Source organism: Streptomyces sp. NBC_00122, assembly GCF_045160845.1.
Lineage (GTDB): Bacteria > Actinomycetota > Actinomycetes > Streptomycetales > Streptomycetaceae > Streptomyces.
The window spans coordinates 4346396-4370820 of sequence record NZ_CP108191.1; the positions used below are offsets into that span (position 1 = coordinate 4346396).

A 24425-nucleotide genomic window follows, 5' to 3' on the forward strand; every position below is an offset into this window, starting at 1 on the left:
ACGCCCGTGGCGGACGTGTCGGGCGTGGCGGACGACGAGGCCGTCCAGCCCTGGCAGTACGACCGTTCCCGTGCGCCCGTCGCCGTCAAGGTGCTCGTCGCGGGCGGCTTCGGCGTCGGCAAGACCACCTTCGTCTCCTCCCTCTCCGAGATCACCCCGCTGCGCACCGAGGCGGTGATGACCCAGGCCAGCGTCCCGACCGACGACCTGTCCGCGACCCCGGACAAGAACACCACCACCGTCGCGATGGACTTCGGCCGCGTCACCCTCGACGACGACCTCGTCCTCTACGTGTACGGGACCCCGGGCCAGGAGCGGTTCTGGTTCATGTGGGACGACCTGGTGCGCGGGGCCATCGGCGGCATCGTGCTGGCCGACACCCGCCGGCTGCGCGACTGCTTCCCCGCGCTCGACTACTTCGAGAGCTGCGGGCTGCCCTACGCCGTCGCCGTCAACCACTTCGAGGGCACCGAGTCGTACGAGCCCGAGGACGTGCGCGAGGCGCTCACCATCCCGCCGGACGTGCCCGTCGTGATCATGGACGCGCGGAGCCGCCGCACGGTCGTCGAATCCCTGCTGACCCTGGTGGACCACGCCCTCGCCGGCACTCCCGAAGAGAGAACGTGACAGATGCGCAGGATACTTGTCGTCGGAGCCGGCCAGTCCGGTCTCCAGCTCGCCCTCGGACTCCAGTCGAAGGGGTACGAGGTCACCCTCATGTCCAACCGGACGGCGGACGAGATCCGCACCGGGCGGGTCATGTCCACGCAGGTCATGTTCGACACGGCCCTGCAGCACGAGCGCGACCTCCAGCTCAACTTCTGGGAGCAGCAGGCCCCGAAGATCGAGGGCCTCGGCGTCTCCGTCGCCGCCCCCGACTCCGGCCGCGCCATCGACTGGCTGGGCCACCTCAAGGGGTACGCGCAGTCCGTCGACCAGCGCGTGAAGATGGCCGGCTGGCTCGACACCTTCGTGCAGCGCGGCGGCCAGCTGGTCATCCACGGCGCGTCCGTCGCCGACCTCGACTACTTCTCCCGCACGTACGACCTGGTGCTGGTGGCCGCCGGCAAGGGCGAGCTGGTGTCGATGTTCGGCCGGGACGCGGCCCGCTCCCCGTACGACGCCCCGCAGCGCGCCCTCGCCGTCAGCTACGTGCACGGGCTCGGCCCGCGGCCGGAGCACCCGCAGACCGAGGCCGTCCGGTGCAACCTGGTCCCGGGCGTCGGCGAGCTGTTCGTCATGCCGACCCTCACCACCTCGGGGCGGGCGGACATCCTGTTCTGGGAAGGCATCCCGGGCGGTCCGCTGGACGCCTTCAATGGCGTCACGGACCCGGCGGCGCACCTGGCGCTCACGCTGGAACTGATGGAGAAGTTCACGCCGTGGGAGCACGCGCGTGCCACGGAGGTGGAGCTGACGGACGCGGGCGCCACGCTCGCCGGCCGCTACGCGCCGGTGGTCCGCGGGCCCATCGGGCGCCTGCCGGGCGGCGGGCTGGTGCTGGGCGTCGCGGACGTGGTCGTCGCCAACGACCCGATCACCGGCCAGGGCTCGAACTCCGCCGCCAAGTGCGCGGCCTCGTACCTCTCGTCGATCCTGATGCACGGGGAGAACCCGTTCGACGAGGCGTGGATGAAGGCGACCTTCGACAAGTACTGGTTCACCACGGGCAAGCCGGTGACCCAGTGGACGAACGCGATGCTCGGCGTCCCGCCGGAGCACGTGCTGAACCTGATCGGCGCGGCCGGGGAGCTCCAGCCGGTGGCGAATCGATTCGCCAATGGCTTCGACAATCCGGCCGACTTCGACACGTACTTCTTCGACCCCGAGGACACGGCGGACTACCTGGCGGAGGTCGCTTCGTCCACCGCCTCCGCCGCGGCCTCCGTCGGCGCCTCCTCTTCCGAATAACCGGTGTCGTCCCCCGCCGTCGCGCCCTCGGGGAGCGACGGCGGGGTGAATTCCGCGAGCGGCGTCCCGTCGGGGTCGGGCCGTACGGCCCCGAGCAGTGGGTTGGCGGCGATCGGCGAGACCTTGACCTTCGCGCCCGGCCGCGGCGCCTGGATGACCTTCCCGTCGCCCACGTACAAGCCCACGTGGGTGGCCTTGGGGAAGTACACGACCAGATCCCCGGGCCGCAGCTGGTCCAGCGGCACCTTCGGCAGCCGGGCCCACTGCTCCTGGCTGGTACGGGGGATGGCGCGGCCCGCGTGCGCCCAGGCCTGCGAGGTCAGCCCGGAGCAGTCGAAGGACGCCGGACCCTCGGCGCCCCACACGTACGGTTTACCGATCTGCGCGGCCGCGTAGGTGAGGGCCGCGCCGCCGGCGGCCGTGGGGGTACCGGAGCGGGTGGGGAGCCGGCCGGAGGCCACCAGCTCCCGCTGCGCGGTGGCGGTGTCACGGGCCTCGCGTGCGCCGAGCTGTGCGAGCTGCTCGGCGGTCAGGGAGGCGAGCACCCGCTCGACCTCCTTGAGCTGCACCGCGACCTCGTCCTTCCGCTGCCTGCGCTGCGCGGCCAGCGCCCGCTGGGAGTCCAGCGCCTTGCGCGCCTGGGCGGCGAGGGCGTCGGCCGCCCGCTCGCCGCGCGTGAGCCGCTTCAGTACGGCGGCCTGCCGCGCGCCCTCGCGGGCGACGAGGCGGCGCTGGTCCAAGGCGGCCTGCGGGTTCCCGGCCAACAGCATCCGGGCGTACGGGGAGAGGCCGCGGCTGCCTTGGTACTGCTCCCGGGCGAGCCGCCCGAGCAGGGCCTTCTCGGAACCGAGGGCGCTGCGGGCCTTGCCGGACTCGGCAGTGAGCCGCCGCTCCTCCTCCTGGCGTGAGGTGAGGGCGGCGTCGGTGGCGTTGTACGCCTCGGCGGCCTCCTCGGTCTTCTGGTAGAGCCCCTGCAGACGGGTGAGGAGCACCCCGACGTTCTCACCGGGCAGCGGTTCGGCACGGACGGCGGGCAGGGGCCCGGCCGTGAGGAGCACCGCGGCGATACAGACGGCACGAAGCAGCCGATGGGACAATGTGATCACCTCCGAGGCCGCCGATGCTGCCACGCCCGGTATGACGAATCCCCGAGCGGCATCGGCGGGCCTCGGGCACTCACCCGGTTGGCGGGGGGCGGGGCGGGGGCGGGCGTCCCGCCCCTCCCGAAGCCACCGACCAACCCCACCCCACCCCGCAACCCCACCCCCCTGTAACAACCCCGTTGCCGGAACTGTGGGGTCCGCCATAGGCGGTGTGGTCCCGGCCTGGTGGACTCGGCGGATGGCGCTCCTGCTTCTGCTGCTCATTCCGGCCGGGCTGGTCGCGGCCTTCGGGCTCTTCGGCTACGGCCTCGTCACCCTCGGCCGGACCGGGCGGCGGCGTACCGGCCGTCCGGTGTGGAAGCGGGGCCTCGCCGCCCTCCTGGCCGGTGTCGCCGCCGCCTTCTACACGTGGGGCCTGCTGTACGTCGCCGGCGCGGTGGTGGACGCGGAAGACGGCGGCACCGATTCCTCGCCGCTCCGGCCCTGTCGGACGCCGGGCCAGTGGGAGCGGGCGCTGACGGTCGTCGACTACACCGTGGACTACGTGCCCCTCCGCTTCGTCTGCGAGACGACGGGCGGCGGGCGGTACGCCGCCGAGTCCGTGCCCGGCTACATCAACCCGGCCGCGCTCGGCTTCGCGCTGGCCGCCGCCGTGTGCGCCGGCGCCGCGGCCCTCGAATCGGAGCGCCGTGTCCGGGAGGACCCGGCCGTGTGATGCGGAGCCCCTGTGCCGTCAGCCGCGCAGGAGACGGCTCTTGGCCGTCGCGAACTCCTCCGGGGTCAGCAGGCCTTCCCGGGCCAGGTCGGCCAGTTGCCGTAGCTCCGCCACCAGGCCCGCCGGGGGAGTGGCTCCACCCGGAGGCATACCCACCGGGGAGCCGGCCTCCGGCTCCCACTCCGGCTCCGCCCGCTCCGCCTCCCACGCCTCCGGTTCCGGCTCCGCCTCCACCGGCTCCACCGCCCCCGCCGGTGTCCAGCGCACCCCGTGCCGTGGCTCGTCCGCCCTCACCGTGCCCTCCGTCGCGCCCACCGCGCGCGCCAGCAGGCCCCGTAGCAGCGGGCGGCCCGGCGGGCGGTCCGCGGACCGCACCGTCACTCCCACCGGCCTGATGAACATCAGGCCACGCCCATCCGGGGATCGGCCGGGATCCGGTCCACCGGGATGCGGACCGAACCCACGATCCGGCCGCCCGCCGCCCGTACGGCGATCGCCGCGTCCTCGGCCCACACGTGTTCGACCACCAGCAGCAGCGCGCAGCTCCCGCGCTCCAGCAGCCCCGCCGACTCCTGTACGTCCTCCGGCCCGATCAGCCGTGCCACGTCCCGGCCCGTCAGCAGGCCCCGTAGCTCAACGAACTCGTCGAACTCGGCGGCCAGGACCTCCCCCGCCGCCGTCCTCGTGACCACGAGCCCGTCGATCAGCCGGACCACCCCGGTCTTGCGCAGGCCCATCACGGCCTCGACCGCCGGCACCCGAAGCTGCTCCTCCGGGAAGGCGAGCACGATGAATTCCACAGGTCCCATAAGGCTCGGCTCCGCTTCCGACCGTTTGTGACGACTCCTCGGCACACTATGGCATAACCGGACATAACATCCGCCGCTTGCTACGTTTCGCGTATGACCGCTCTGACGGCAGAGGTGGCGGAGCCCGCCCCGCCCCCGCCCCCCGACGCCCGCGCCCCCAAGCGCCGCGGCGTCGAGCTGACGCTCCTCGCCGGCGCCGTCCTGATCTCCGTCCTCGGCCACCTCTACGTCGGCCTCGCCACCACCGGCCACATCCCGCGCCCCGCCGCGCACTACGCCGGCGGCCTCGCCGCGGCCGCCCTGCTCGCGCACGTCGCCGTACGCCTGCGCGCCCCGTACGCCGACCCCCTCGTGCTGCCGATCGCCGTACTGCTCAACGGACTCGGCCTCGTCCTGATCCAGCGCCTCGACGCGACCACCCCCGCCCACCTCACCGCCGACGACCAACTCCTCTGGTCAGCCCTCGGGATGGGGCTCTTCGTACTCGTCGTCGCGGCGCTGCGCGACCACCGCACGCTCCAGCGGTACGCGTACCTCTCCGTCACCGCCGCCCTCGGGCTGATGCTCGTCCCCGTCTTCTTCCCGGCGGTCAACGGCGCCCACATCTGGATCCGTTTCGCCGGACTCTCCTTCCAGCCGGGGGAGTTCGCCAAGATCCTGCTCGCCGTCTTCTTCGCCTCCTACCTCGCCGCGAACCGCACCGCCCTCGCCCTCACCGGCCGCCGCCTCTTCTGGAAGCTGCGCCTGCTCCCCGGCCGCGTCCTCGGCCCGATCCTCACGATCTGGCTGCTCAGCGTCGGCGTGCTGGTCCTGGAGCGCGACCTCGGGACCTCGCTGCTGTTCTTCGGACTGTTCGTGATCATGCTGTTCACCGCCACCGGCCGGATCGGCTGGATCGCGATCGGGCTGCTGCTCGCCGCCCTCGGCGCGTACGCCGTCGGGACCTTCGAACCGCACGTGAACAGTCGCGTGGACGACTGGCTGAACCCCTTCGCTTCCATCGAGCGCGGCGAGGGCCCCGGCCAGCTCGCCCAGTCCCTCTTCGCCTTCGCCGCCGGCGGCCTGCTCGGCGCCGGGCTCGGCCACGGCCAGTCCTTCCTCATCGGCTTCGCCGCCAAGTCCGACTTCATCCTCGCCACCGCCGGCGAGGAGCTCGGCCTCGTCGGCCTCGCCGCGATCCTGCTCCTCTACGGGCTCCTCGTCGCCCGCGGCTTCCGGGCCGGGCTCGCGCTGCGCGACCCCTTCGGCCGGCTGCTCGCCACCGGTCTCGCCTCGATCGTCGCGCTCCAGGTGTTCGTCATCGCGGGCGGAGTCACCGGCCTCATCCCGCTGACCGGCATGGCCATGCCCTTCCTCGCCCAGGGCGGCTCCTCCGTCGTCACCAACTGGATCATCGTCGCCCTCCTCGTCCGGCTCAGCGACAGCGCGCGCAGACCGCGCCCCGCGCAGCGGGCCGCGGGCCCGGACAGCGCCCGCCCGGAGGCCGCCGCGTGATCCGCTACATCCGCTGGTGCGCGTACTTCTGCGCCCTCCTGCTCGTCGCCCTGCTGGTCAACATCGGGCGCGTGCAGGTCTGGGAGGCCGCCGCCTACGGGGCGAATCCGGCCAACAAGCGCCCCGCCATCGAGCGCTACGCGCAGCCGCGCGGGAACATCCTGGTCGACGGGCGCCCCGTCACCGGCTCCCGCGACAGCGGCCAACTGCTGCGCTACGAGCGGACGTACGCGAACGGCCCGCTGTACGCGCCCGTCACCGGCTTCTCCTCGCAGACGTACGGGACCAGCTTCGTCGAGCGCGCCGAGGACGCGATCCTCTCGGGCACCGACCCCGGGCTCTCCGCCTTCCCGCTCTGGTACGACCTCGCCCGCGGCCGCCCGGCCGGCGGGAACGCGGCCACCACCATCCGGGCGGGCGTGCAGCGGGCCGCGTACGCCGGGCTCGCGGGCAAGCGCGGCGCGGTGGCCGCCGTGGAGCCGGCCACCGGGAAGATCCTCGCCCTGGTCAGCAGCCCTTCGTACGATCCGTCCGTGCTCTCCGGTACGGGTGCGCGGGTCAAGCAGGCCTGGGCCCGGCTGAACGCGGACCCGGCCCGGCCGATGCTCAACCGGGCGCTGCGCGAGACCTACCCGCCCGGCTCCACCTTCAAGATCGTGACGGCGGCGGCCGCCCTCGACGCGGGCGTGGTCGCCGATGCGGACGCGCCGACGCAGACCCCGGACCCGTACCCGCTGCCCGGTACCAGCACCCTGCTGCCGAACGCGGCCACGGGCTGCCAGGACGCCTCGATGGCGGAGGCGGTGCAGTGGTCCTGCAACACGGTGATGGCGAAGATCGGGGTGCGGGTCGGGCTGCGCCGGATGGTGGCGGCGGCGGAGCGGTTCGGGTTCAACGGCGGCGGGCTGCGGGTGCCTTCGTGGGTGTCCCGGTCGAACTTCGACACCGACATGAGCCAGGACCAGCTGGCCCTGTCCTCGATCGGGCAGTTCAACACGAGGGCGACGCCGCTGCAGATGGCGATGGTGGCGGCGGCGGTCGCGGGGGGCGGGGAGCTGAAGTCCCCGTACCTGGTGGAGCGGACGACGCAGGACGACGGGTCGCCGGTGCGGCGCGGCGACCAGCGCAGCCTGGGCCGGGCCATGAATCCGGCCACCGCGCTGCGGCTGCAGGGGCTGATGGTGAAGGTGGTGGAGAACGGGACGGGGAAGAACGCGGCGATCCCGGGCGCGGTGGTCGGCGGCAAGACCGGCACCGCGCAGCACGGCGTGGGCAACGCGGGGACCCCCTACGCGTGGTTCATCTCCTGGGCCAAGGCAGACGGGGCGCCGATGCCGGGGGTCGCGGTGGCGGTGGTGGTCGAGGACGCGGCGGCGGACCGCGGAGACATCAGCGGGAACCTGGCCGCCGCGCCGATCGCGCGGGCGGTGATGGAGGCGGCGCTGTCCGCACGGTGAAGCGGGGCGGACCTGGGGGGGAAGCGGCGGACGGGGCTAGGCGGCCCCGTCGGCTATGGCGGCCTCGACCTCCGCCACCCGCTCCGATTCCTCGGCCGCGAACCGCACGCGGTCGAGGGCCTCGGCGATCTCCTCGTCCTCGCGCATCAGCAGGTCCAGATTCGAGTCGCCCATCTCGAAGACGCCCATCTCCAGGTACGCCTTCTGCAGCCGCTCGCCCCACAGTCCGATGTCCTTCACGCAGGGCACGATCCGGCTGAACAGCAGCTTGCGGAAGAGCGCCAGGAACTCCGACTGCTCGCTGAACTGCTCCGCCTCCTTCTTCGGGATGCCGAAGTTCTCCAGCACCTCCACCCCGCGCAGCCGGTCCCGCATCAGGTAGCAGCCCTCGATCACGAACTCCTCGCGCTCGCGCCGTTCGGCGTCGGTGAGCTGCTTGTAGTAATCGCGCAGCGCCATCCGCCCGAAGGCCACGTGCCGGGCCTCGTCCTGCATCACGTACGCCAGGATCTGCTTCGGCAGCGGCTTGTCGGTCGTGTCGCGGATCATCCCGAAGGCGGCCAGCGCCAGCCCCTCGATGAGCACCTGCATGCCCAGGTACGGCATGTCCCAGCGGGAGTCGCGCAGGGTGTCGCCCAGCAGCGCCTGGAGGCTGTTGTTGATCGGGTACAGCATCCCGACCTTCTCGTGCAGGAAGCGCCCGAAGACCTCGGCGTGCCGGGCCTCGTCCATGGTCTGCGTGGCGGAGTAGAACTTCGCGTCGAGGTCCGGCACCGACTCCACGATGCGCGCCGCGCACACCATCGCGCCCTGTTCACCGTGCAGGAACTGGCTGAACTGCCAGGAGGCGTAGTGCCGGCGCAGCTCGCCCTTGTCCTTCTCGGTGAGCTTGGCCCAGTGCCGCGTCCCGTACAGCGTCAGTGCCTCGTCCGGGGCGCCCAGCGGGTCGTACGGGTCCACCTCGATGTCCCAGGAGATGCGCTTGGCGCCGTCCCACTGCTTGTCCTTGCCCTTCTGGTAGAGCGCGAGGAGCCGCTCGCGGCCCTCGTCGTACTCCCAGCTGAAGCGGGCCGAGCCGGTGGCGGGGATCTGCCAGACGCCCTCGCCCGGGTCCTTGGTGTAGAGCTCGTGCGTCGACACTGACGCCTCCTCGTCTCACGTACTTCCGCACAGGACTGGACAGTTGGCAGCGTCACACGTTGGTAGACGCGCGGTCAACAAGTCGTGCGCGAGGGATTGACGACCTTGCTGACAGGCAGTCTCATAAGCAATGACCGCCGGTAACCCAACGAGCGAGGTATCCGAAGCCATGACGACCGTGACCGACCGAACCGCGCTGAGGGACGCACTCGGCCTGCTCAAGGACCGCGAGCAGATCGCCGAACGGCTGCTCGAATCCTCTGCCAGGCACTCCTTCGACCCGGACAAGGAACTCGACTGGGACGCCCCGATGGTCGAGGGCAAGTACTACTGGCCGCCGGAGCTGCTGTCCCTCTACGACACCCCGCTCTGGAAGAAGATGGGCGAGGAGCAGCGCATCGACCTCTCCCGCCACGAGGCGGCGGCACTCGGCTCGCTCGGCATCTGGTTCGAGATCATCCTCATGCAGCTCCTCGTCCGCCACATCTACGACAAGTCCCTGACCAGCAGCCACGTGCGCTACGCGCTCACCGAGATCGCCGACGAGTGCCGCCACTCGATGATGTTCGCCCGCATGATCGAGAAGGCCGGCGCTCCGGCGTACCCCGTCTCCCGCGTCAACCACAACCTCGCCCGCATCCTCAAGACGGTCTCCACCACCCCCGGCTCCTTCGCCTGCACCCTCCTCGGCGAGGAGATCCTCGACTGGATGCAGCGCCTGACCTTCCCGGACGAGCGCGTCCAGCCCCTCGTCCGCGGCGTGACCCGCATCCACGTCATCGAGGAGGCCCGGCACGTCCGGTACGCCCGCGAGGAACTGCGCCGCCAGATGCTGACGGCCCCGCGCTGGGAACAGGAACTCACCCGGATCAGCTGCGGCGAGGCGGCCCGCGTCTTCTCCCTCGCCTTCGTCAACCCGGCCGTCTACGAGAACATCGGCCTGGACCGCCGCGAAGCCGTCGCCCAGGTCAAGGCGAGCGGCCACCGCCGCGAGGTCATGCAGACCGGCGCCAAGCGGCTCACCGATTTCCTGGAAGACATCGGCATCCTGCGCGGACCCGGCCGCCGGCTGTGGAAGAGCTCGGGCCTCCTGGCGTAGGAAGGTCGTCTACGCTGCGGGCATGACCGTACGCGCCTACCGCAGACTGAGCGTCGAGGAGCGGCGAGCCCAACTCCTCGACGCCGCCCTGTCGTTGTTCGCGCACCGGGCGCCGGAGGACGTCTCGCTCGACGACGTCGCCGAGGCCGCCGGGGTCTCGCGCCCCCTCGTCTACCGGTACTTCCCGGGCGGCAAGCAGCAGCTCTACGAGGCCGCCCTGCGCTCTGCGGCGGACGTCCTCGAACTGTGCTTCGCCGAACCCCAGGAAGGCCCCCTGACCCAGCGGCTCACCCGGGCCCTCGACCGGTACCTGGCCTTCGTCGACGAACACGACGCCGGCTTCTCGGCCCTCCTCCAGGGCGGCAGCGTCGTGGAGACCTCGCGCACCACCGCGACGGTCGACGGCATCCGGCGCGCGGCGGCCGAACAGATCCTCTTCCACCTGTCCGTGCCCGCCCCCGGGCCGCGCCTGCGCATGATGGTCCGCACGTGGATCACGGCCGTCGAGGCCGCCTCCCTCATCTGGATCGACGAGGGCAAGCAGCCGGAGGTCGAGTCCCTGCGGGACTGGCTGGTGGACCAGTTCGTCGCGCTGCTGACCGCCACGGCGGCCACGGACCCGGAGACGGCCGCCGCGGCCCGCGCCGCCCTGGCCCTGGAATCGGCGGACGGCCCGGTCGGCGTCCTGGCCCGCCGCGTCATCCCGGTGGTCTCCGAGGCCGCCCACCTGCTGTGACACTGGTGGGGTGAAAAGCGAACCGACCCCCTTCGAGGGCGGCCCGATGGACGGCCGGGTCCTCCCGATCCTCCTCGGCCCGACCGGACACCCCCCGAAGTGGTACGAGATCCCGGTCCCGGCACCCGACGGCGGCGCCCCGACGGTCCTGCTGTACGAGCGCGTCCCGGCGGGCTACTCCAAGCGCCTGGGCCTCCAGAAGGGCTGGAAGTACACCTTCGCCCCCTCGGGCCAGAAGCCCAAGGTCCGCTGGCCCTGGACCAAGTCCCCCCGCCCGTAACCGCTGCCGCTGCGCGTCCGGGGCGCCGGCACTGCTTCCCGCCGCGGCGGGGGCGGGCACGGTGAAGGTGTCCGCCCCGCTCGTCGACGGTTCCTACGAGCCCGGAAGCGACAGCACCGCCAGCGCCCCGCCGCCCTCCGCCCGCCGGAACTCCAGCCGTGCCCCGATCGCCTCCGCCTGCCCGGCGGCGATCGTCAGGCCCAGCCCGTGCCCCTTCGACCTCTCCCCGGTGCGGAACCGCTGCGGACCGTGCGCCAGCAGGTAGTCGGGGAACCCGTCCCCGTGGTCCCGTACGGTCACCACCGGCCCGTTCACCGTCAGGACCACCGGCTCCCGCCCGTGCTTGTGCGCATTGGCCACCAGGTTCCCGAGCACCCGCTCCAGCCTCCGCCGGTCCGTCTCCACGTGCGCGTCCCGGACGACCACGACCTCCGTCCGCGTCCCCGAGGCCCGCACCACCCGCCCCGCCAGCCGCCCCAGCTGGTGCAGATCGGTCTCCACCGCCTCGCTGCCCGAGTCCAGCCGCGAGATCTCCAGCAGGTCCTCCGTCAGCTGCCGCATCGTCCGCACCCGCTCCCGCACCAGCTCCGTCGGCCGCCCCTCCGGCAACAGCTCCGACGCCGCCTGCAACCCGGTCAGCGGCGTGCGCAGCTCATGTGCCACGTCCGCCGTGAACCGCCGCTCGCCCTCCAGCTTCGCCTGCAGGGTCGCCGCCATCGTGTCCAGCGCCCCGGCCACCGTCGCCACCTCGTCCTGGTGCCGTGAAGGGTCCTTCGTCCGGGGATCGCCCACCCGCGCGTCCAGGTCGCCCTGCGTGATCCGCCGGGCCACCGTCGCCGTCTGGTGCAGCCGCCGCGTCACCCGCGTCACCGCGAACGCGCCGACCAGCAGCGTCCCGCCGATCGCCAGGACCGACGACCCGATGATCGCGTTGTCCAGCCCGTTGATGGTGCGCGCGCTCTGCTCGTAGTCGACGACGGTGGCCAGCGCCCGCCCGTCCGCCGGCGCCGCCGCCCACATCGTCGGGCGGCCCCGGTGGTCGGCCAGGACCGTCCCGCGGTACCCGCTGACGGCCAGCGCCCGCAACCGCGGCGGCAGCCCCGCGGGATCCAGCCCCGACTCCGGCGGCAGCGCCTCGCCGTCCTCGTACGCCTGCGAGGCGTCGTCCAGCTTGGCGAGCGCCTTCTCGCGCGCCGCGGCCACGGTCTGGCGGGTCACCTCGACGTGCACGAGCGCCCCCAGCGCGGCCGCCAGGGAGCAGCACATCACCACGATGAAGCACGCCGCCTTCCAGGTCAGCGTCGCCGTCCAGGCGGGCAGCCAGGGCCTCACGGCGTACCCGGCCCGCCCGTGCCCGGGCTGGACGGACTCGCCGGGCCCTGCGGACCGCCCGGCACCCGTACGATCTGCTCCCGCGTCGGCAGCATGGTGAGCTGCTTCTCGTCCCAGGACCAGGCGGTGATCAGCTCGTAGCCGTTGTTCCCGCTGGGCGCGCGCAGGACCACGTCCCGCCCGGCCAGGTCCACGGAGATGACGGTCTGCGTGGTCGCCATGATCCGGTTGAGCCGGCCGTGCTCGTCCGCCGTGTACACCCGTACCGACATCATCTTGTCCGGGAACTCGATGCCGACGATCAGCTCGTCCTCGCCGTTGCCCGTGAGGTCCCGGTAGTACGGCGCCAGCACCGGGCACGCCTCGGGCTCCGCGTCCTGCTTGCCGCAGTCCTTGATCGCGGCCGCGGTCCGGGGCGGCATCCCGTCCGCGCCGACGTCCGTCTTCGGATGGGCCCGCAGCTCCGCCTGGACGATGGCCACCGGGTCGACGCCGCGCACGTCCTGGTCCCGGACGGGCGGGATCCCCTTGACGTACTCGGGCGGGGCTCCGCCCGGATCGGCCGGCGGTACGACGGCGCCCTGACGGTCGGGCCACAGGTGTACGGGCCCGCTCGCGGTCGGCGCCCTGCCCGCGCCGGCCAGTTCGCCGCCGTCGCCGCACCCCGCCAGCAGGGTCACCAAGGCGAGCACCGTGAGTGCCGGTGCCGCGGAGGCGGTGGCTGTGGCGGCGGCCGAGCGGAATGAAAGCGCTTTCACGGACCCCGACGTCCTCCTGTCCGCGCGGTGCGAGATCGATCTCGGCAACCTTATGCAGAGGTATGACGTTTTCGCTCGCGGCTTTCCCCGCCTGCGGACGGCGCCCGCGCCTCAGCCCTCGGTCCGCCCGCGCCGCAGCATCGCGAAGCCGAGCCCGGCGGCGCCGACGGCCGCGATGCCGCCGCCCGCGGCGAGCAGCAGCACGCCCTCGCCCGGTCCGTCGGCCAGTGTGTTCAGGCGCTGCACCCCGGCCGGGCCGGTGGCGACGGCCCCGATGCCGCCGCCCGCCGCCTTCGACGCCGACGCGGGGACGACCTGCCGGCTGCGGGTGCCCGTCTTGTGGCCCTCGCCCCCGACGGCGTGCGCGACGGCCCCGGCGGGAGCGCCGCCCACCCAGGACGTCAGCCGCCCGTCGGACTCCAGCGAGGCGTGCAGTTCCCCGGCACTGCCGAAGCCCGTGATGCCGTCATGGCTGGTCAGGGTGGTGGCCTTGTAGCCCTCGGCGGTCAGGATGTCCGCCTGGTACGCGCCGTCGGCGATGCGGTAGACCTTCGCCGTGGAGGTGCCGTCCGCGAGGGCGAGGCTCTTGACCAGAACCCCCCGCGGGCCCGCGGAGTGCGCGGCCGAGGCCGCGGGCACGCCTTCGGCCAGAGCGGCGGCCGTGGGCAGCGCCAGCAGACTTCCGGCGCACGCGGTCACGGCGGCGGCGCGAACGACGGTGCGGCGGCTGACGGTGCTCACGGGAAGCCCTTCGGTGCTGTTCGGAGCCTGGCGGGTCCAGGTGCGACCAACTTAGGGGGCGGCCGTTGCGGCGGCGCCCCGTTCGTGTAACAGCGGTGTCGCAGGGTCACGTCGGAGTCGTTACACAACCGGGGGATTGCCGTGCGGCGTCCCGGCTGCTCCCATGGAGCGCGGGGGTGAGGGCGATGAGGGGACTCAAGGTACTGCCGAGCGGCCGGCCCGGCCGCGGCCGGCTGTATGTCAACCTGCCCGACGGGCAGGCGGTGGCCTGGTACGACCGGCAGGCGAACCGGATCAGCGTGCTCGCGGACGACCATCGGGAGGCGATCCTGGCGGTGTTACGGCCCTATCTCAGCGGCACGGTCTCGATCGGGCCGCCCCCCGTACCCACGGCCGCCGACCTGGCCGGCCTCGCCCTCCCGCCGGACGCGGACCTGGCTCCCAACCGCCCCGGCGAGGCCCTGCTGGGGGAGCTGGAACACGGCCCGGCGGGCAGCCGGACCCGGCACCGGCTGCGCCAGGACCTGGCCGCCCAGCAGCGGACGGGCGACGTCTGCGACGCCCTGGAGGCGCAGGGCTGGCGGATCCTGCACTGCGTCCCGCTCCCGGGAACGGGCCGCATCGACCACCTGCTCATCGGCCCGGCCGGGATCTTCTGCGTCCGTTCGGTCCCGGGCCGCCGCCAGCGCGCGGTGGTCGGAGACCTGCTGCTCACGGTCGGCCGCGCGGAACCCCGCCCGGACCCGCGCTGGGCCCGCCGCGCGGCGGCCCGCGCCACCCTCGCCCTGACGGCCCAGGTCACCCCCGCCCTGGCGGTGGCCGACGCCTCCCGCGTCGAGGTGGCCCCCACCGTCCGCGACATCCGGGTCCTGCAGCCCCCGACGGCCGCCGCGGACCTCACCGGATCCGAGGTCGCCCTCAAACCCCCGGACATCGAGGCCCTGTTCACGCTCGCCCGCGACGCGAGAACGTGGCTGGGCGGGTCCGGCCGCGGCATCAGCGGCTTCGGCGGCTGAGGCCGGGGAGCCGGGGGCGCCGGGTGACCGGGTAGGGGCAGCGGCGCAGGGCCCCGCCCGGCCCCAACCGGTCCCGCCCGGGTCAGGCGGAGGTGCGCTTCCGGGGCGCCGCCTTCTTCGTGGCGGCGGCCGTCTTCTTCGCGGCCGCCGAAGTGGACTTGGTCGCCGCCGTCTTGGCCGTCTTGGCCGCCTTGGCAGTCTTGGCCGCCGACTTCGTCGTCTTCGTGGACTTGGCGGCGGCCGCGGTCCTCTTCGTCGCGCCGGAGGCCGTCTTCTTCGCCGAAGCCGCCGTCGACTTCTTCCCGCCCACCGACTTCGGCGCGGCGGCGGCCGCCCTGCGCCGGATCGGCGTCACGTCGGCCTCCACCCCGGCCTCCGCCGCGGAGGTCTCGCCCCGCGAGGCCTTGGCCTCCTTCACGCTCTTCTCCAGCGCCGCCATCAGGTCGATCACCTTGCCCCCGGCCGGCTCCACGACGGCCTCGGCCGGCTCGAACGCGCCACCCGCCTTCGCCGCGATCATCGCCTCCACTGCATCCCGGTAGTCGTCGTGCAGCGAGGACATCTCCACCTCGCCGAGCGTCGCCATCAGCGCGTCCGCCAGGTCGAGTTCGGCCTCCCGTACGGACACGTCCGCCTCCGGCGCCACCCCCTCCGGCGCCCGGATCTCGTCCGGCCACAGCAGCCCGTGCATCGCGATCACGTCGTCGACGACCCGCAGCATGCCCAGCCGCTCCCGCCCCCGCAGCGCGTACTTGGCGATCGCGACCTTCCGGCTCCGCTTCAGCGCCTCCCGCAGCAGCGTGTAAGGCTTCGCCGCCGTCGCCCCGTTCGCCGCGAGATAGTACGCCGCGTCCATCTGGAGGGGATCGATCTCCTCCGCCGGCACGAACGACATGATCTCGATCGTCCTGGCCGTCGCGATCGGCAGCTGCCCCAGGTCCTCATCGGTGATCGGGATGAGCGACCCGTCGGCCTCCTCGTACCCCTTGCCGATCTCGGTGCCCGGCACCTCCTCGCCGTCCAGCTCGCACACCTTGCGGTAGCGGATCCGCCCGCCGTCGGCGAGATGGATCTGGCGGAAGGAGATCGAGTGGCTCTCGGTGGCGTTCACGAGCTTGATCGGAATGCTGACCAGGCCGAAGGAGATCGCCCCGTTCCAAATGGATCGCACGGTTCCTCCTGATTCGTGGCAGTCTCATCGTATGACGCCGATCACATTGGTGGAGGGCCGTCGCATCACGCTCAGCAACCTCGACAAGGTCCTGTATCCGGAGACCGGCTTCACCAAGGGCGAGGTGCTCCACTACTACGCCACCGTGGCGGGCTCCCTCCTCGCCCACATCCACGACCGGCCGGTGTCCTTCCTGCGCTATCCCGACGGTCCGGACGGCCAGCTCTTCTTCACCAAGAACCCGCCGCCCGGCGCACCCGCCTGGGTGAAGACCACCCCCGTCCCCCGTTCCGAGGACCTCTCCGCCGAACAGGTGGTCGTCGCGGACATGGCCACCCTGATGTGGTCCGCCAACCTCGTCGTGGAGTTCCACACCCCCCAGTGGCCCGCCGGCGCCCCCGCGGTCGCCGACCGGATGGTCCTCGACCTCGACCCCGGCGCGCCCGCCTCCGTCGTCGAGTGCTGCGCCGCCGCGCTCTGGCTGCGCGACCGGCTCGCCGCCGACGGCCTGCACGCCTACGCCAAGACCTCCGGCTCCAAGGGCATGCACCTGGCCGTGCCCCTGGAGCCGACCCCGTCCGGGCAGGTGTCGGCGTACGCGAAGCTCCTCGCCCAGGAGGCCGAGCGCGAGCTCCCCGACCTGATCGTCCACCGCATGGCCAAGGCCCTGCGCCCCGGCAAGGTCTTCGTCGACCACAGCCAGAACGCCGCCGCCAAGACCACCGCCGCCCCCTACACGCTGCGCGCGCGGGCCCGCCCGACCGTGTCCGCGCCGGTGTCCTGGGAGGAGGTGGCGGCCTGCCGGACCCCCGCCGACCTGGTCTTCCTCGCCGACGACATCGGTCCGCGGCTGGAGCGCGACGGGGACATCTTCGGCCCGATGCTCAACCCCGCCCTGGCCGGCCGGCTGCCCGGAGTGCGGGGAGCCGGGCCGTGATCCTGGTCGCGCTGGCCGCCGCCGTACGGACCCTGCCGCGCGGGGCGGGCCTGGCGTACGAGCCGAAGTTCGACGGCCACCGCCTGGTCGTCGTGCGCTCCGAGGCGGACGTGGCGCTGCAGGCGCGCTCCGGCCGGATGGTGACGAGCGCCTTCCCCGATCTGGCCGCGGCCGCACGCCAGTTGCCCGCCGGAACGGTCCTGGACGGCGAGGTGGTGGTCTGGCACGCGGGCCGGACGGACTTCGCGCTGGTGCAGCGGCGGGCGGCGGCCACGCCCGCGCGGGCCGCCGTACTGGCCCAGAGCCTGCCGGCCTCGTACGCCGCCTTCGACGTACTGGAACTGGCCGGGCTCGACCTGCGCGGGCGTACGTACGAGCGCCGCCGTGCGCTCCTGGTCGACCTGCTGCTGCCGCTCGGGCCGCCGCTGCAGCCGGTGCCCATGACGACCGACCCGGAACTGGCCGCCACCTGGTACGAGACCCTGCCCGCCAGCGGTGTCGAGGGCCTGGTCATCAAGCGGCTCGACCAGACCTACCCGGCCGGGCGGCGCGGCTGGCAGAAGCTCCGGCACACGGACGTCCGCGACGCCGCGGTGGTCGGCTACACCGGCACCCCGCGCCGCCCGCTCGCCCTGGTGCTCGTGCTGCCGGTCGGGGACGAGACCCCGACGGTGTCGAGCCCGCTGACGGCGGCCCTGCGGGCGGAGGTGGCGGCGGCCGTCGCCGACCGCGCGCAGGCCGCGCAGGCCGGGGCGACCGTCACCGCGATCGGGCTCGGCGAGGTCCCCTACCGCCCGCTGGACCCGCCGCTGGCGGCGGAGGTCCGCCACGCCTCGGCCCGGCATCCGCCGCCGGAGGTGCTGCGGCTGCGGACAGACCTCTGAGCCGCGCGGGAGGCGCGGTTCAGAGGGTGAGGTGAGGTGAGGTGTCAGCTGTGGGCGCCGCGACCCGCGTTCGGGGGAGCCCCGGGCTGTGGGTGCGGACCAGGGCCTTCCACGGGCTTGTAGCCGGACTCGCGTTCCGCCCGGACTTCGTCAGGATGACCGGAGGTCGTGGAGCCGAAGTTCCCGTAGCCCTGCATCTCGTGCGGTCTCAGGCCGCCCTCGGGGATCTCCACCGGGTCCCGCTCCTCGCGGACCTCGTACACGGCTCCGCCGTTGGGCAGGTGGGGCTGGCTCTCGGGAGTGGGCGGCGGGGGCTCCTTCGCCCGGACCCGCTGGCCCAGCTTGAAGCCGGCGAGAAGGAAGCCGACGATCGCTAGCCCGACGATCAGGAACCATGCGATGTGGGTCAGCGTCTCGTCCACGCTCAGGGTCATGTCCATGAAGTCCACTTTCCCGCATTTCAGCACTGAATGCGCTGTTCGGTGGGGGATATCTTGCGCCGTCCGGGGTACGCGCCCTGCGGAAGCCGGAGCGGAGAAGGGAGCCGGTCATGCCCCGCGGATCTTCCCCCAAGCGCGAACGCCAGTACGAACACATCAAGGAGAGCGCCGAGCAGCGCGGCGAGTCCGAGGAGAAGGCCAAGGAGATCGCCGCCCGGACGGTCAACAAGGAACGCGCCCGGGCCGGCGAATCCAAGACCGCGAGCAAGGAGTCCCTGGAGGACATGTCCTCGTCCCGGCGCGGCGGCCTGCGCTCCCACTCCGGCGCGCAGGGCCCCACGTACGACCAGCTCTACGCGGAGGCCCGGCGCCGAGGCGTCCACGGGCGGTCGGACATGAACAAGGCGCAGCTGAAGCGCGCCCTGGGCGACTGAGGCCGGCCGGTTCCGGTCAGTCGCAGACGAACTGGTTCCCCCCGCGGAACAGCTGGGACCGCAGCCGGCCCGGCGGCGCCCCCAGCGCCCGTTCCCGCTGCCGCCGCACCAGGTAGCGCCCGGGCGCTATGCCCGTGGCGCCGTGCTCCGGGTGGATCAGGTAGGCGATCGCGGTCGCCTCCAGCGCCCCGATCGCCAGCCCGGTCGGGTCCGTGACGTCGTCCGTCCAGCGGCACTGCTGCGGATCGGCGACCAGCGTGTGCGGGTTCCCGCCCGCCGTGCTGCGCAGCAGCTCGATCCCCTCGGGCGGTACGTCCTGCCACCTCGGATGGGGGGACCAGCTGCGCCCCAGACCCACATGTCCCAGCATCCCCATCGGCACCAGCAGCAGGTCGCCCTGCGCCTGCATCCCGTCGACCACCGGAACCGCCACCTCGCGCGCGAGGTGCTCCAGCACGTCGAGCCCGGTCCGTTCCGTCAGTTCCCCGAGCGTCACCATGCGCATCACCCTTCCCCTCTCGTCATGAACCGTCATGTCCTGCGCACGAGTTGTGCGTACTGCTGCCCGCTCACGCCGTACGTCCAGCCGGCCGCGTCGAGCGGATCGTCGAGATGGGCGGGGACCCCGAGCCCGTAGCGCCGCCGCCGGCCGTCCGGCTCCACGGAGCCGTTGACGGTGAGCAGCAGCCGCCCGGGCCGCCCCCACGCCCCGGCCGGTACGTCGTACAGGCTCAGCCGGAACCCGGGATTGCCGGGATCGTCGGCCGTCCCGACGAGTTCCAGCCCGGCCTGCTCGACGTACGCTCCCCAGCCGATGCGCTCGATGGCGCTGCGCCGCACCTCGATGTTGGCCTCGGCGTGGATCCGCTCGACGGTCGGCCCGGTCACCACCCACTCCGGCACCACGGTCCCGTGCAGCACGTGCACCGTGCTGCCGTCCGCGAACCGCACGGCGGGCCCGTCGTCCCGGTGCAGCCGGATCTCCCCGTACGCCGCCGCGGGAGCCGGCTCCGTGCGCACGGCGGTGGGCCGCTCGGCCATCACGCACCGCCCCGGCGCCGCCCACCACCAGCCGGTGGCGCGGGCGAGCCGCGCCCACAAGCGCAGTTCGGCGGCGTCCTGGGCCCGGTACCGGGCGGCCCCGACCCGGGCGCAGACGTCGTAATGGCCGACCCAGTGCGCGTCGTGCTGTCCGTACCAGGTCATCAGTCCGGGCACGGTCCCCACGGAGTGGCGCACGGCGGCCCGTACGGCGTCGGCGACCGAGGCCTTCAGCGCGTCCCCCACGGCGGTGCGCAGCACCCGCTGCACCGGCAATCCGGCGGCCAGCGCCTCCTCGGCCGCGGTGCCGGGTGGCAGCGGTCCGCGGTGCGACCAGGGTGGCGTCCACGGCTCGGCCACGGCCTCGCCCAGCCGGTGGCGCAGAGCGGACTCCATGCGGGCGAGCCGGTCCGGCAACGGCGAGGCGCGGGCGGTCTGCGGCCGATCGGAATACCGCAACGGCCCGGCCCGGAAGCCGGGTTCGTCCCGTACGGCATCGAGGGCGGCGGCGGGGGAGGCCACCCATTCGAAGCGCGGCGGAGCCTCCCCGAGCAGTCGGTAGATCTCCCCGACCGCGTCCTCGGCGTCCGCCCGCTCGGCCGGCCGGGTGCTCAGCCCGTACGCCAGCCACTCGTCCCGCAACGCGCACGCCTCGCGCACGCGTTCGTACCCGTCTGCGTACTCGTACGCGAACTCCCGGGCGCTCACAGGCGCCCGGCGGAGCCCGCCTTTCCATCTATGAAGGTCATGCGGGGGAGCGTGCCAGCCGCCGTGCCCCGCATCAACTCCTTTTCCGCCGGAGCGGGTCCGCCGGGGCGTGTCCCCCAAGGGCGGATCCGCCCGGCGGGCCGGCTCATCCCCTCAGCGGGCTCTCGGAGTCACGCAGCGCCGGGGTCGCCCGGCCGCTCAGCACCCCGAGGATCTCCGCGCAGATGGCCAGGGCCGTCTCGGGGGGCGTCTTCGCGCCCAGGTCCAGCCCGATCGGCCCGTGCACCAGGGCCAGGCGGGCCTCGCTCACCCCGGCGGCGACCAGTCCTTCCCGGCGCCGCGTCGTGGTCCGCCGCGACCCCAGCGCCCCGACGTAGGGGATCCGCAGCTCCAGCGCCTTGCGCAGCGTCGGGACGTCGAAGTCCGGCTCATGGCTGAGCATGACCAGGCAGGCGGCGTCCCGGTGGTCCGCGAGCACCTTCGCGGCGTCCGCCGCGGAGTCCACCAGCCGCGTGTCCCAGCCCAGCAGGGCGGCCTGCCGCTCGATGATCCCGGCGAGCTCGCCGCCGCCGCCGATGACCACGTACGGGGCCGACGGGTACGCCTCGACGAGCACCAGCCCGGTCTCCCCGTACAGCGCGTCCCGCCCGGGCCGCCGGGTGCCCAGCAGCTCCCCGGCCCGCCGCCCGGCATCGTCGCGCGGGGTGTCCGTGGCCCGTACGACCTCACTGACGGCCCTGTCGGCCGCCTCGTTCAACCGGGTCACCAGCGCCACCCCGGCCCCCTCGCCGAGCAGCTCCCACCACTCGGCCGGGATCGCCGTCAGCGGCTGCAGCAGCACCTCGGCCTGCCCGCCGCAGGTCAGCTTCGCCTCCGCGGCCTCCGCCGCGCGCACGGACACCTCGCACACCCGCGCGGTGGTCCCGGCCGCCATGGCCCCTGCCTCGGCGGCGAGCTCGGCGTCGAAGACGCCCCGGTACAGGGCCCCGACGCACTCCCCGCGCGCATCCACGAGCAGCGCCCCGGCCGGATCCCGCGGTCCGAACCCCTGCTCGGTCACGGGCCGGGCCAGATACCCCGCCCGCCCCTCGGCCAGCCACTGCCGCGCCGTCTCCACCAGCTCACGCATTCGCGCCGCCCCATCCCTATGCGAGCTCACTCCCCGCAAAGTGCCAGGTCAACGGCACTATGCGGCCTCATCACCCACCCTACGCACGCTCCCCACCCCCACCCACCCCCCAAACCCACAGACCCACCCCCACCCCCTCGTACGGACCACCGGAACCGCAGCACCGGGGCTCGGGCGGACCGAGCCCGCAGGACCGGTGACCTGGCTGGACGGTTCCGCCTCCCGGGGGCGGCGGACTCGGGCAACATGGGCGAACAGCTCGATCAGCGCCGCCCCCGCGCCCCCGCAAGGAGCCGCCGTGAGTGACCAGCCCCACCCCTCCCTCCGCGACCTGGTGCTCGGCCGCCTCGCCGTGTCCGGGCTGGACTCCGCGGCGCGGGACCTGGTGGCCGAACTGCTGCCCGAGCCGCGGGCCAGAAGTGCCGGGCGGGCAGGGCCGGTCTACCTGCGGTCGATCTCGGCGGCCGGCTGGCGCGGCATCGGACCGGCCACCACGCTGGAGCTCACACCGGGCCCCGGCCTCACCGTGGTCGCAGGCCGCAACGGTTCGGGGAAGTCGAGCTTCGCCGAGGCCGCCGAGATGGTGCTCACCGGAGACAACTTCCGCTGGCAGGACCGCACTCAGGTCTGGAAGCAGGGCTGGCGCAACCTGCACGACCACAGCGCTCCGCAGGTGTCGGTGCGGCTCTGCCTCGACGGCGAGAGCGATCCGCTGACCGTCCACAGGAGTTGGCACGGGGACGGCTTGGACGACTCCCGTACGGTCGTCCACCGGCCCGGCGGCCCCGAACAGGACCCGCGCGAGGTCATCGACGCCGAGGACCTGGCCCTCTACCGGCCGTTCCTCTCGTACAGCGAGCTCGGCGCGATGATCAACGGGCGGATGAGCGCCCTGCACGACGCGCTCGCGCAGATCCTCGGCCTGGACCTGCTCGGCGACGCCGACAACGAAGCCCGCGCCCGCGCGAAGAAACTCACCGACACCGTCACGGGAGCCGGAGACCTGGTCCGCGCCGTGAGCGCCGAACTGTCGGAGTCGGACGACCCGCGGGCCGCCGAGGCCCTGGCGGCGCTGGGCGGACGCCTGCCGGACCTCGACCGGTTACGCGGGCTGCTCAAGGGCCAGGTGGCGACCGACGGCGCCGAGCTCGCCCGCCTGCGCCGCCTCGCCGCCCTCGAAGGACCCGACCCGCGCGAGGCCGCGGCCGCGGCCGCCCGGCTCCGGGAGGCCGCCGCCGTTGCCGAGGACGCGCGTTTCACCACCGCCGAAGACGCCCGACAGCTGATCGGACTGCTGGAGCGCGCCCTGGACCACCGCCGCCGCCACCCGCGGTCCGCCGACTGCCCCGTGTGCGGCGGCGAAAGCCGCCTCGACGAGGACTGGGCCGAGCACGCCCGGGAACAGGTCGAACGGCTCCGGCGGGAGGCGGCCGAGGCGCAGACGGCACGCGCGGACCTGGCGGCCGCGGTGCGAGCCGTACACGACCTGGTCCAGCCGGTCCCGGGCCGGCTCCAGGGCGACGCTTCGCAGCTCACCTCCCTCTGGTCCGAGTGGGCCGCCTGCCGGGGAGTCGCCGATCCACATGAACTCGCGGACCGGACCGAGCGCGTGGTGGCCGCGCTGGCCGAGGCCTGCCGACAGCTGAGCGAGGAGGCCGCGGACCGGATCGCGGAGCAGGACGGCCGGTGGCAGCCCCTCGCCCTGCGCCTCGCCGAATGCCTCCGCGAGGCCGAGCGGGCGGAGGCCGCCCGTCCGCTCGTCAAACAGATCAAGGACGGCCGCGCGTGGCTGAGGAAGGTCACCGACGAACTGCGCGAGGAACGGCTGCGGCCCTTCGCCGACCAGTCGCAGACCATCTGGAAACTGCTGTGCGAACGCAGCAGCGTCTCGCTCGGCCCGATCAGCCTCGCGGGCACCGCCAACGCGCGCAAGGTCGTCCTCGACGCCTCCGTGGACACGATCGACGCGCCCGCCTTCGGCGTGATGAGCCAGGGCGAACTCCACTCGCTCGCGCTCTCCCTGTTCCTCCCGCGCGCCACGCACCGCGGCAGCCCCTTCGGCTTCCTGGTGATCGACGACCCCGTACAGTCCATGGACCCGGAGAAGGTCGAAGGGCTCGCCCGCGTCCTCCACCTCCACTCCCAGCAACGCCAAGTGGTCGTCTTCACCCACGACACCCGCCTCCAGCAGGCCATCCACCGGCTGCGCGTCCCCGCGACGATCATGCAGGTCTCCCGTCAGACCGACTCCGTCGTACGGGTCACCCGGACCGACGACCCCGTCACCCTCGCGCTCGGCGAGGCCCGAGCCGTGGCCGGTGACCGCAACGTGCCACAGGACGTCGCCGACCGGGTGCTGCCCCAGATGTGCCGGGGAGCGCTGGAAGCGGCGTACCTGGAGCCCGCACGGCGCCGGCTGCGCGCCGACGGCCACGGCCACGACGACATCGAGGCGAGGATCGGCAGGACGCACAAGCTCACCGAGCTGGCCGCGCTCGCCTTCTACGACAGCGCGATGGCACCGGCCGAGGTGCTCGCCGCGATCGCCCAGGACCACGGGCCGTGGGCGCGCACCCTGATCGAGCGGTGCAACGCGGGTGCCCACCAGGCTCCCGCCCCGTCCGTCGCCCCCAAGGACCTGGTCCGGGAGACCGAGCGGCTCGCCAGGGCGGTGCAGCGCCGGTGACCCGGTCCCCCCGCGACCTCGTGGCCGCCGCCGACCGCCTGCTCACGCCCCCGCCCGGCACCATGGCCACGCTCACGCCGGGACTGCGCGCCCGCGCCGCGGCCGCTCTGCTGCGCCTCGCCCTGGACGAGGCCATGGACGACTTCTGGCGGAGCGTCAGCCCGCGCATGGTCCACAGCAGGGGCCGGACCAAGGCCCTCTGCCTGGAGTACGTGAGCCCCTCGGTGGCCCGCCAGTGGTACGCCGTCTGGTCGGCCCTCAGCGCCGCCTGCCACCACCACACCTACGAACTGCCGCCCACGCCAGCCGAGGTGCGGGCCTGGCACGCGGACGTCACGGAACTCCTGCGATCCATGCCGCCCACTCCCGCTCCCAGCAGGCCGTGACCCCCGTACGGAAGGAAC

26 protein-coding genes are annotated in these 24425 nt (G+C 73.4%); 14 read left to right on the forward strand and 12 right to left on the reverse strand.

The window, feature by feature from the left end; genetic code table 11:
* The first annotated feature begins 6 nt into the window (after window positions 1-6).
* Both OG737_RS20775 and OG737_RS20780 read left to right on the forward strand, forming a co-directional pair.
* Window positions 7-627: an ATP/GTP-binding protein gene (locus tag OG737_RS20775; RefSeq protein WP_328927619.1), complete on the forward strand. Its 621-nt coding sequence runs from the start codon at window positions 7-9 to the stop codon at window positions 625-627.
* Between the two features lie 3 nt (window positions 628-630).
* Window positions 631-1911 carry a styrene monooxygenase/indole monooxygenase family protein gene (locus tag OG737_RS20780; protein ID WP_405921849.1) on the forward strand — a complete coding sequence of 427 codons (1281 nt, stop codon included), beginning with the start codon at window positions 631-633 and terminating at the stop codon, window positions 1909-1911.
* On the opposite strand, the gene OG737_RS20785 is transcribed toward OG737_RS20780, so the two are convergent.
* Window positions 1842-3008 carry an NlpC/P60 family protein gene (locus tag OG737_RS20785; protein ID WP_328927621.1) on the reverse strand — a complete coding sequence of 389 codons (1167 nt, stop codon included), beginning with the start codon at window positions 3006-3008 and terminating at the stop codon, window positions 1842-1844. The two genes, OG737_RS20780 and OG737_RS20785, sit on opposite strands and share 70 nt — an antisense overlap.
* 244 nt (window positions 3009-3252) lie before the next feature.
* On the opposite strand from OG737_RS20785, the gene OG737_RS20790 reads away from it, so the two are divergent.
* Entirely contained in the window at window positions 3253-3729 is a 477-nt protein-coding gene (locus tag OG737_RS20790; protein ID WP_328927622.1) for a hypothetical protein, read from the forward strand.
* A gap of 18 nt (window positions 3730-3747) precedes the next feature.
* Here the strand turns inward: OG737_RS20790 and OG737_RS20795 are convergent, their stop codons facing one another.
* Together OG737_RS20795 and OG737_RS20800 are read right to left on the reverse strand one after the other, a co-directional pair.
* On the reverse strand, window positions 3748-4104 hold the full coding sequence (locus OG737_RS20795; RefSeq protein ID WP_328927623.1) for an SHOCT domain-containing protein: 357 nt from the start codon (window positions 4102-4104) through the stop codon (window positions 3748-3750).
* A 26-nt stretch (window positions 4105-4130) separates the two neighbouring features.
* The gene (locus OG737_RS20800) at window positions 4131-4538 is read right to left on the reverse strand and encodes a DUF6325 family protein (RefSeq protein ID WP_328927624.1); all 408 of its coding nucleotides are present in this window, start codon (window positions 4536-4538) and stop codon (window positions 4131-4133) included.
* A gap of 93 nt (window positions 4539-4631) precedes the next feature.
* Here OG737_RS20800 and OG737_RS20805 point away from each other — a divergent pair, with 93 nt between their 5' ends.
* Together OG737_RS20805 and OG737_RS20810 are read left to right on the forward strand one after the other, a co-directional pair.
* Window positions 4632-6032 carry an FtsW/RodA/SpoVE family cell cycle protein gene (locus OG737_RS20805; RefSeq protein ID WP_405921850.1) on the forward strand — a complete coding sequence of 467 codons (1401 nt, stop codon included), beginning with the start codon at window positions 4632-4634 and terminating at the stop codon, window positions 6030-6032.
* A complete protein-coding gene (locus OG737_RS20810; protein ID WP_328927626.1) occupies window positions 6029-7489 on the forward strand; it encodes a penicillin-binding transpeptidase domain-containing protein in 1461 nt (486 codons plus the stop codon). Before OG737_RS20805 ends, OG737_RS20810 begins: the two co-directional genes overlap by 4 nt.
* Window positions 7490-7525: 36 nt before the next feature.
* Here OG737_RS20810 and OG737_RS20815 read toward each other — a convergent pair whose 3' ends face one another.
* Window positions 7526-8629, reverse strand: a complete 1104-nt coding sequence (locus tag OG737_RS20815) for a ferritin-like domain-containing protein (protein ID WP_328927627.1) — start codon at window positions 8627-8629, stop codon at window positions 7526-7528.
* A gap of 169 nt (window positions 8630-8798) precedes the next feature.
* Here OG737_RS20815 and OG737_RS20820 point away from each other — a divergent pair, with 169 nt between their 5' ends.
* Genes OG737_RS20820 through OG737_RS20830 form a run of 3 tightly spaced genes read left to right on the forward strand, consistent with a single transcriptional unit; the run spans window position 8799 to window position 10744 of the window.
* Window positions 8799-9728 (forward strand): diiron oxygenase, encoded by a 930-nt coding sequence (locus OG737_RS20820; RefSeq protein ID WP_328927628.1) that lies wholly within the window; start codon window positions 8799-8801, stop codon window positions 9726-9728.
* A gap of 22 nt (window positions 9729-9750) precedes the next feature.
* Complete coding sequence (locus OG737_RS20825; RefSeq protein ID WP_328927629.1) at window positions 9751-10464, forward strand: helix-turn-helix domain-containing protein; 714 nt, start codon at window positions 9751-9753, stop codon at window positions 10462-10464.
* A 10-nt stretch (window positions 10465-10474) separates the two neighbouring features.
* A complete protein-coding gene (locus OG737_RS20830) occupies window positions 10475-10744 on the forward strand; it encodes a hypothetical protein (protein WP_328927630.1) in 270 nt (89 codons plus the stop codon).
* 93 nt (window positions 10745-10837) lie between these two features.
* Here the strand turns inward: OG737_RS20830 and OG737_RS20835 are convergent, their stop codons facing one another.
* The 3 genes from OG737_RS20835 to OG737_RS20845 form a co-directional block, all read right to left on the reverse strand.
* Window positions 10838-12076, reverse strand: coding sequence for a histidine kinase dimerization/phospho-acceptor domain-containing protein (locus tag OG737_RS20835; protein ID WP_405921851.1), 1239 nt, complete (start codon window positions 12074-12076; stop codon window positions 10838-10840).
* Window positions 12073-12834, reverse strand: coding sequence for a hypothetical protein (locus tag OG737_RS20840; protein WP_405921852.1), 762 nt, complete (start codon window positions 12832-12834; stop codon window positions 12073-12075). Before OG737_RS20840 ends, OG737_RS20835 begins: the two co-directional genes overlap by 4 nt.
* A 111-nt stretch (window positions 12835-12945) precedes the next feature.
* Window positions 12946-13575 (reverse strand): hypothetical protein, encoded by a 630-nt coding sequence (locus OG737_RS20845; RefSeq protein ID WP_328927633.1) that lies wholly within the window; start codon window positions 13573-13575, stop codon window positions 12946-12948.
* 185 nt (window positions 13576-13760) lie between these two features.
* Between OG737_RS20845 and OG737_RS20850 the strand changes: the two genes are divergently transcribed.
* A complete protein-coding gene (locus tag OG737_RS20850; protein WP_328927634.1) occupies window positions 13761-14591 on the forward strand; it encodes a nuclease-related domain-containing protein in 831 nt (276 codons plus the stop codon).
* Window positions 14592-14673: 82 nt separating this feature from the next.
* On the opposite strand, the gene OG737_RS20855 is transcribed toward OG737_RS20850, so the two are convergent.
* Window positions 14674-15762: a Ku protein gene (locus OG737_RS20855; RefSeq protein WP_328927635.1), complete on the reverse strand. Its 1089-nt coding sequence runs from the start codon at window positions 15760-15762 to the stop codon at window positions 14674-14676.
* 31 nt (window positions 15763-15793) lie between these two features.
* Here OG737_RS20855 and ligD point away from each other — a divergent pair, with 31 nt between their 5' ends.
* Window positions 15794-16699 carry a non-homologous end-joining DNA ligase gene (gene ligD / locus OG737_RS20860; RefSeq protein ID WP_328927636.1) on the forward strand — a complete coding sequence of 302 codons (906 nt, stop codon included), beginning with the start codon at window positions 15794-15796 and terminating at the stop codon, window positions 16697-16699.
* On the forward strand, window positions 16699-17583 hold the full coding sequence (locus OG737_RS20865) for an ATP-dependent DNA ligase (protein ID WP_328930419.1): 885 nt from the start codon (window positions 16699-16701) through the stop codon (window positions 17581-17583). Before ligD ends, OG737_RS20865 begins: the two co-directional genes overlap by 1 nt.
* Before the next feature lie 44 nt (window positions 17584-17627).
* On the opposite strand, the gene OG737_RS20870 is transcribed toward OG737_RS20865, so the two are convergent.
* Window positions 17628-18023, reverse strand: coding sequence for a DUF6479 family protein (locus OG737_RS20870; protein WP_328927637.1), 396 nt, complete (start codon window positions 18021-18023; stop codon window positions 17628-17630).
* Window positions 18024-18133: 110 nt separating this feature from the next.
* On the opposite strand from OG737_RS20870, the gene OG737_RS20875 reads away from it, so the two are divergent.
* On the forward strand, window positions 18134-18457 hold the full coding sequence (locus OG737_RS20875) for a plasmid stabilization protein (protein WP_328927638.1): 324 nt from the start codon (window positions 18134-18136) through the stop codon (window positions 18455-18457).
* Between the two features lie 16 nt (window positions 18458-18473).
* On the opposite strand, the gene OG737_RS20880 is transcribed toward OG737_RS20875, so the two are convergent.
* The 3 genes from OG737_RS20880 to OG737_RS20890 all read right to left on the reverse strand — a co-directional run bounded on the left by OG737_RS20880 (window position 18474) and on the right by OG737_RS20890 (window position 21335).
* Window positions 18474-18962: a hypothetical protein gene (locus tag OG737_RS20880; protein ID WP_328927639.1), complete on the reverse strand. Its 489-nt coding sequence runs from the start codon at window positions 18960-18962 to the stop codon at window positions 18474-18476.
* Between the two features lie 26 nt (window positions 18963-18988).
* Entirely contained in the window at window positions 18989-20206 is a 1218-nt protein-coding gene (locus OG737_RS20885) for a DUF6745 domain-containing protein (protein ID WP_405921853.1), read from the reverse strand.
* A 145-nt stretch (window positions 20207-20351) separates the two neighbouring features.
* Window positions 20352-21335: an XdhC family protein gene (locus tag OG737_RS20890; RefSeq protein WP_328927641.1), complete on the reverse strand. Its 984-nt coding sequence runs from the start codon at window positions 21333-21335 to the stop codon at window positions 20352-20354.
* 298 nt (window positions 21336-21633) lie between these two features.
* Here OG737_RS20890 and OG737_RS20895 point away from each other — a divergent pair, with 298 nt between their 5' ends.
* Window positions 21634-24021 carry an AAA family ATPase gene (locus OG737_RS20895; protein WP_328927642.1) on the forward strand — a complete coding sequence of 796 codons (2388 nt, stop codon included), beginning with the start codon at window positions 21634-21636 and terminating at the stop codon, window positions 24019-24021.
* Window positions 24018-24407, forward strand: coding sequence for a hypothetical protein (locus OG737_RS20900; protein WP_405921854.1), 390 nt, complete (start codon window positions 24018-24020; stop codon window positions 24405-24407). The genes OG737_RS20895 and OG737_RS20900 overlap by 4 nt, the downstream gene beginning before the upstream one ends.
* Window positions 24408-24425: the final 18 nt, after the last annotated feature.

Excerpts from the sequence above, each read along its gene's own strand:
- OG737_RS20780 (WP_405921849.1), top strand. The coding sequence starts at position 631 with ATGCGCAGGATACTTGTCGTCGGAGCCGGCCAGTCCGGTCTCCAGCTC.
- OG737_RS20790 (WP_328927622.1), top strand. The coding sequence starts at position 3,253 with ATGGCGCTCCTGCTTCTGCTGCTCATTCCGGCCGGGCTGGTCGCGGCC.
- OG737_RS20800 (WP_328927624.1), bottom strand. The coding sequence starts at position 4,538 with ATGGGACCTGTGGAATTCATCGTGCTCGCCTTCCCGGAGGAGCAGCTT.
- OG737_RS20805 (WP_405921850.1), top strand. The coding sequence starts at position 4,632 with ATGACCGCTCTGACGGCAGAGGTGGCGGAGCCCGCCCCGCCCCCGCCC.
- OG737_RS20820 (WP_328927628.1), top strand. The coding sequence starts at position 8,799 with ATGACGACCGTGACCGACCGAACCGCGCTGAGGGACGCACTCGGCCTG.
- OG737_RS20825 (WP_328927629.1), top strand. The coding sequence starts at position 9,751 with ATGACCGTACGCGCCTACCGCAGACTGAGCGTCGAGGAGCGGCGAGCC.
- OG737_RS20850 (WP_328927634.1), top strand. The coding sequence starts at position 13,761 with ATGAGGGGACTCAAGGTACTGCCGAGCGGCCGGCCCGGCCGCGGCCGG.
- ligD (WP_328927636.1), top strand. The coding sequence starts at position 15,794 with ATGACGCCGATCACATTGGTGGAGGGCCGTCGCATCACGCTCAGCAAC.
- OG737_RS20870 (WP_328927637.1), bottom strand. The coding sequence starts at position 18,023 with ATGGACATGACCCTGAGCGTGGACGAGACGCTGACCCACATCGCATGG.
- OG737_RS20875 (WP_328927638.1), top strand. The coding sequence starts at position 18,134 with ATGCCCCGCGGATCTTCCCCCAAGCGCGAACGCCAGTACGAACACATC.
- OG737_RS20880 (WP_328927639.1), bottom strand. The coding sequence starts at position 18,962 with ATGCGCATGGTGACGCTCGGGGAACTGACGGAACGGACCGGGCTCGAC.
- OG737_RS20890 (WP_328927641.1), bottom strand. The coding sequence starts at position 21,335 with ATGCGTGAGCTGGTGGAGACGGCGCGGCAGTGGCTGGCCGAGGGGCGG.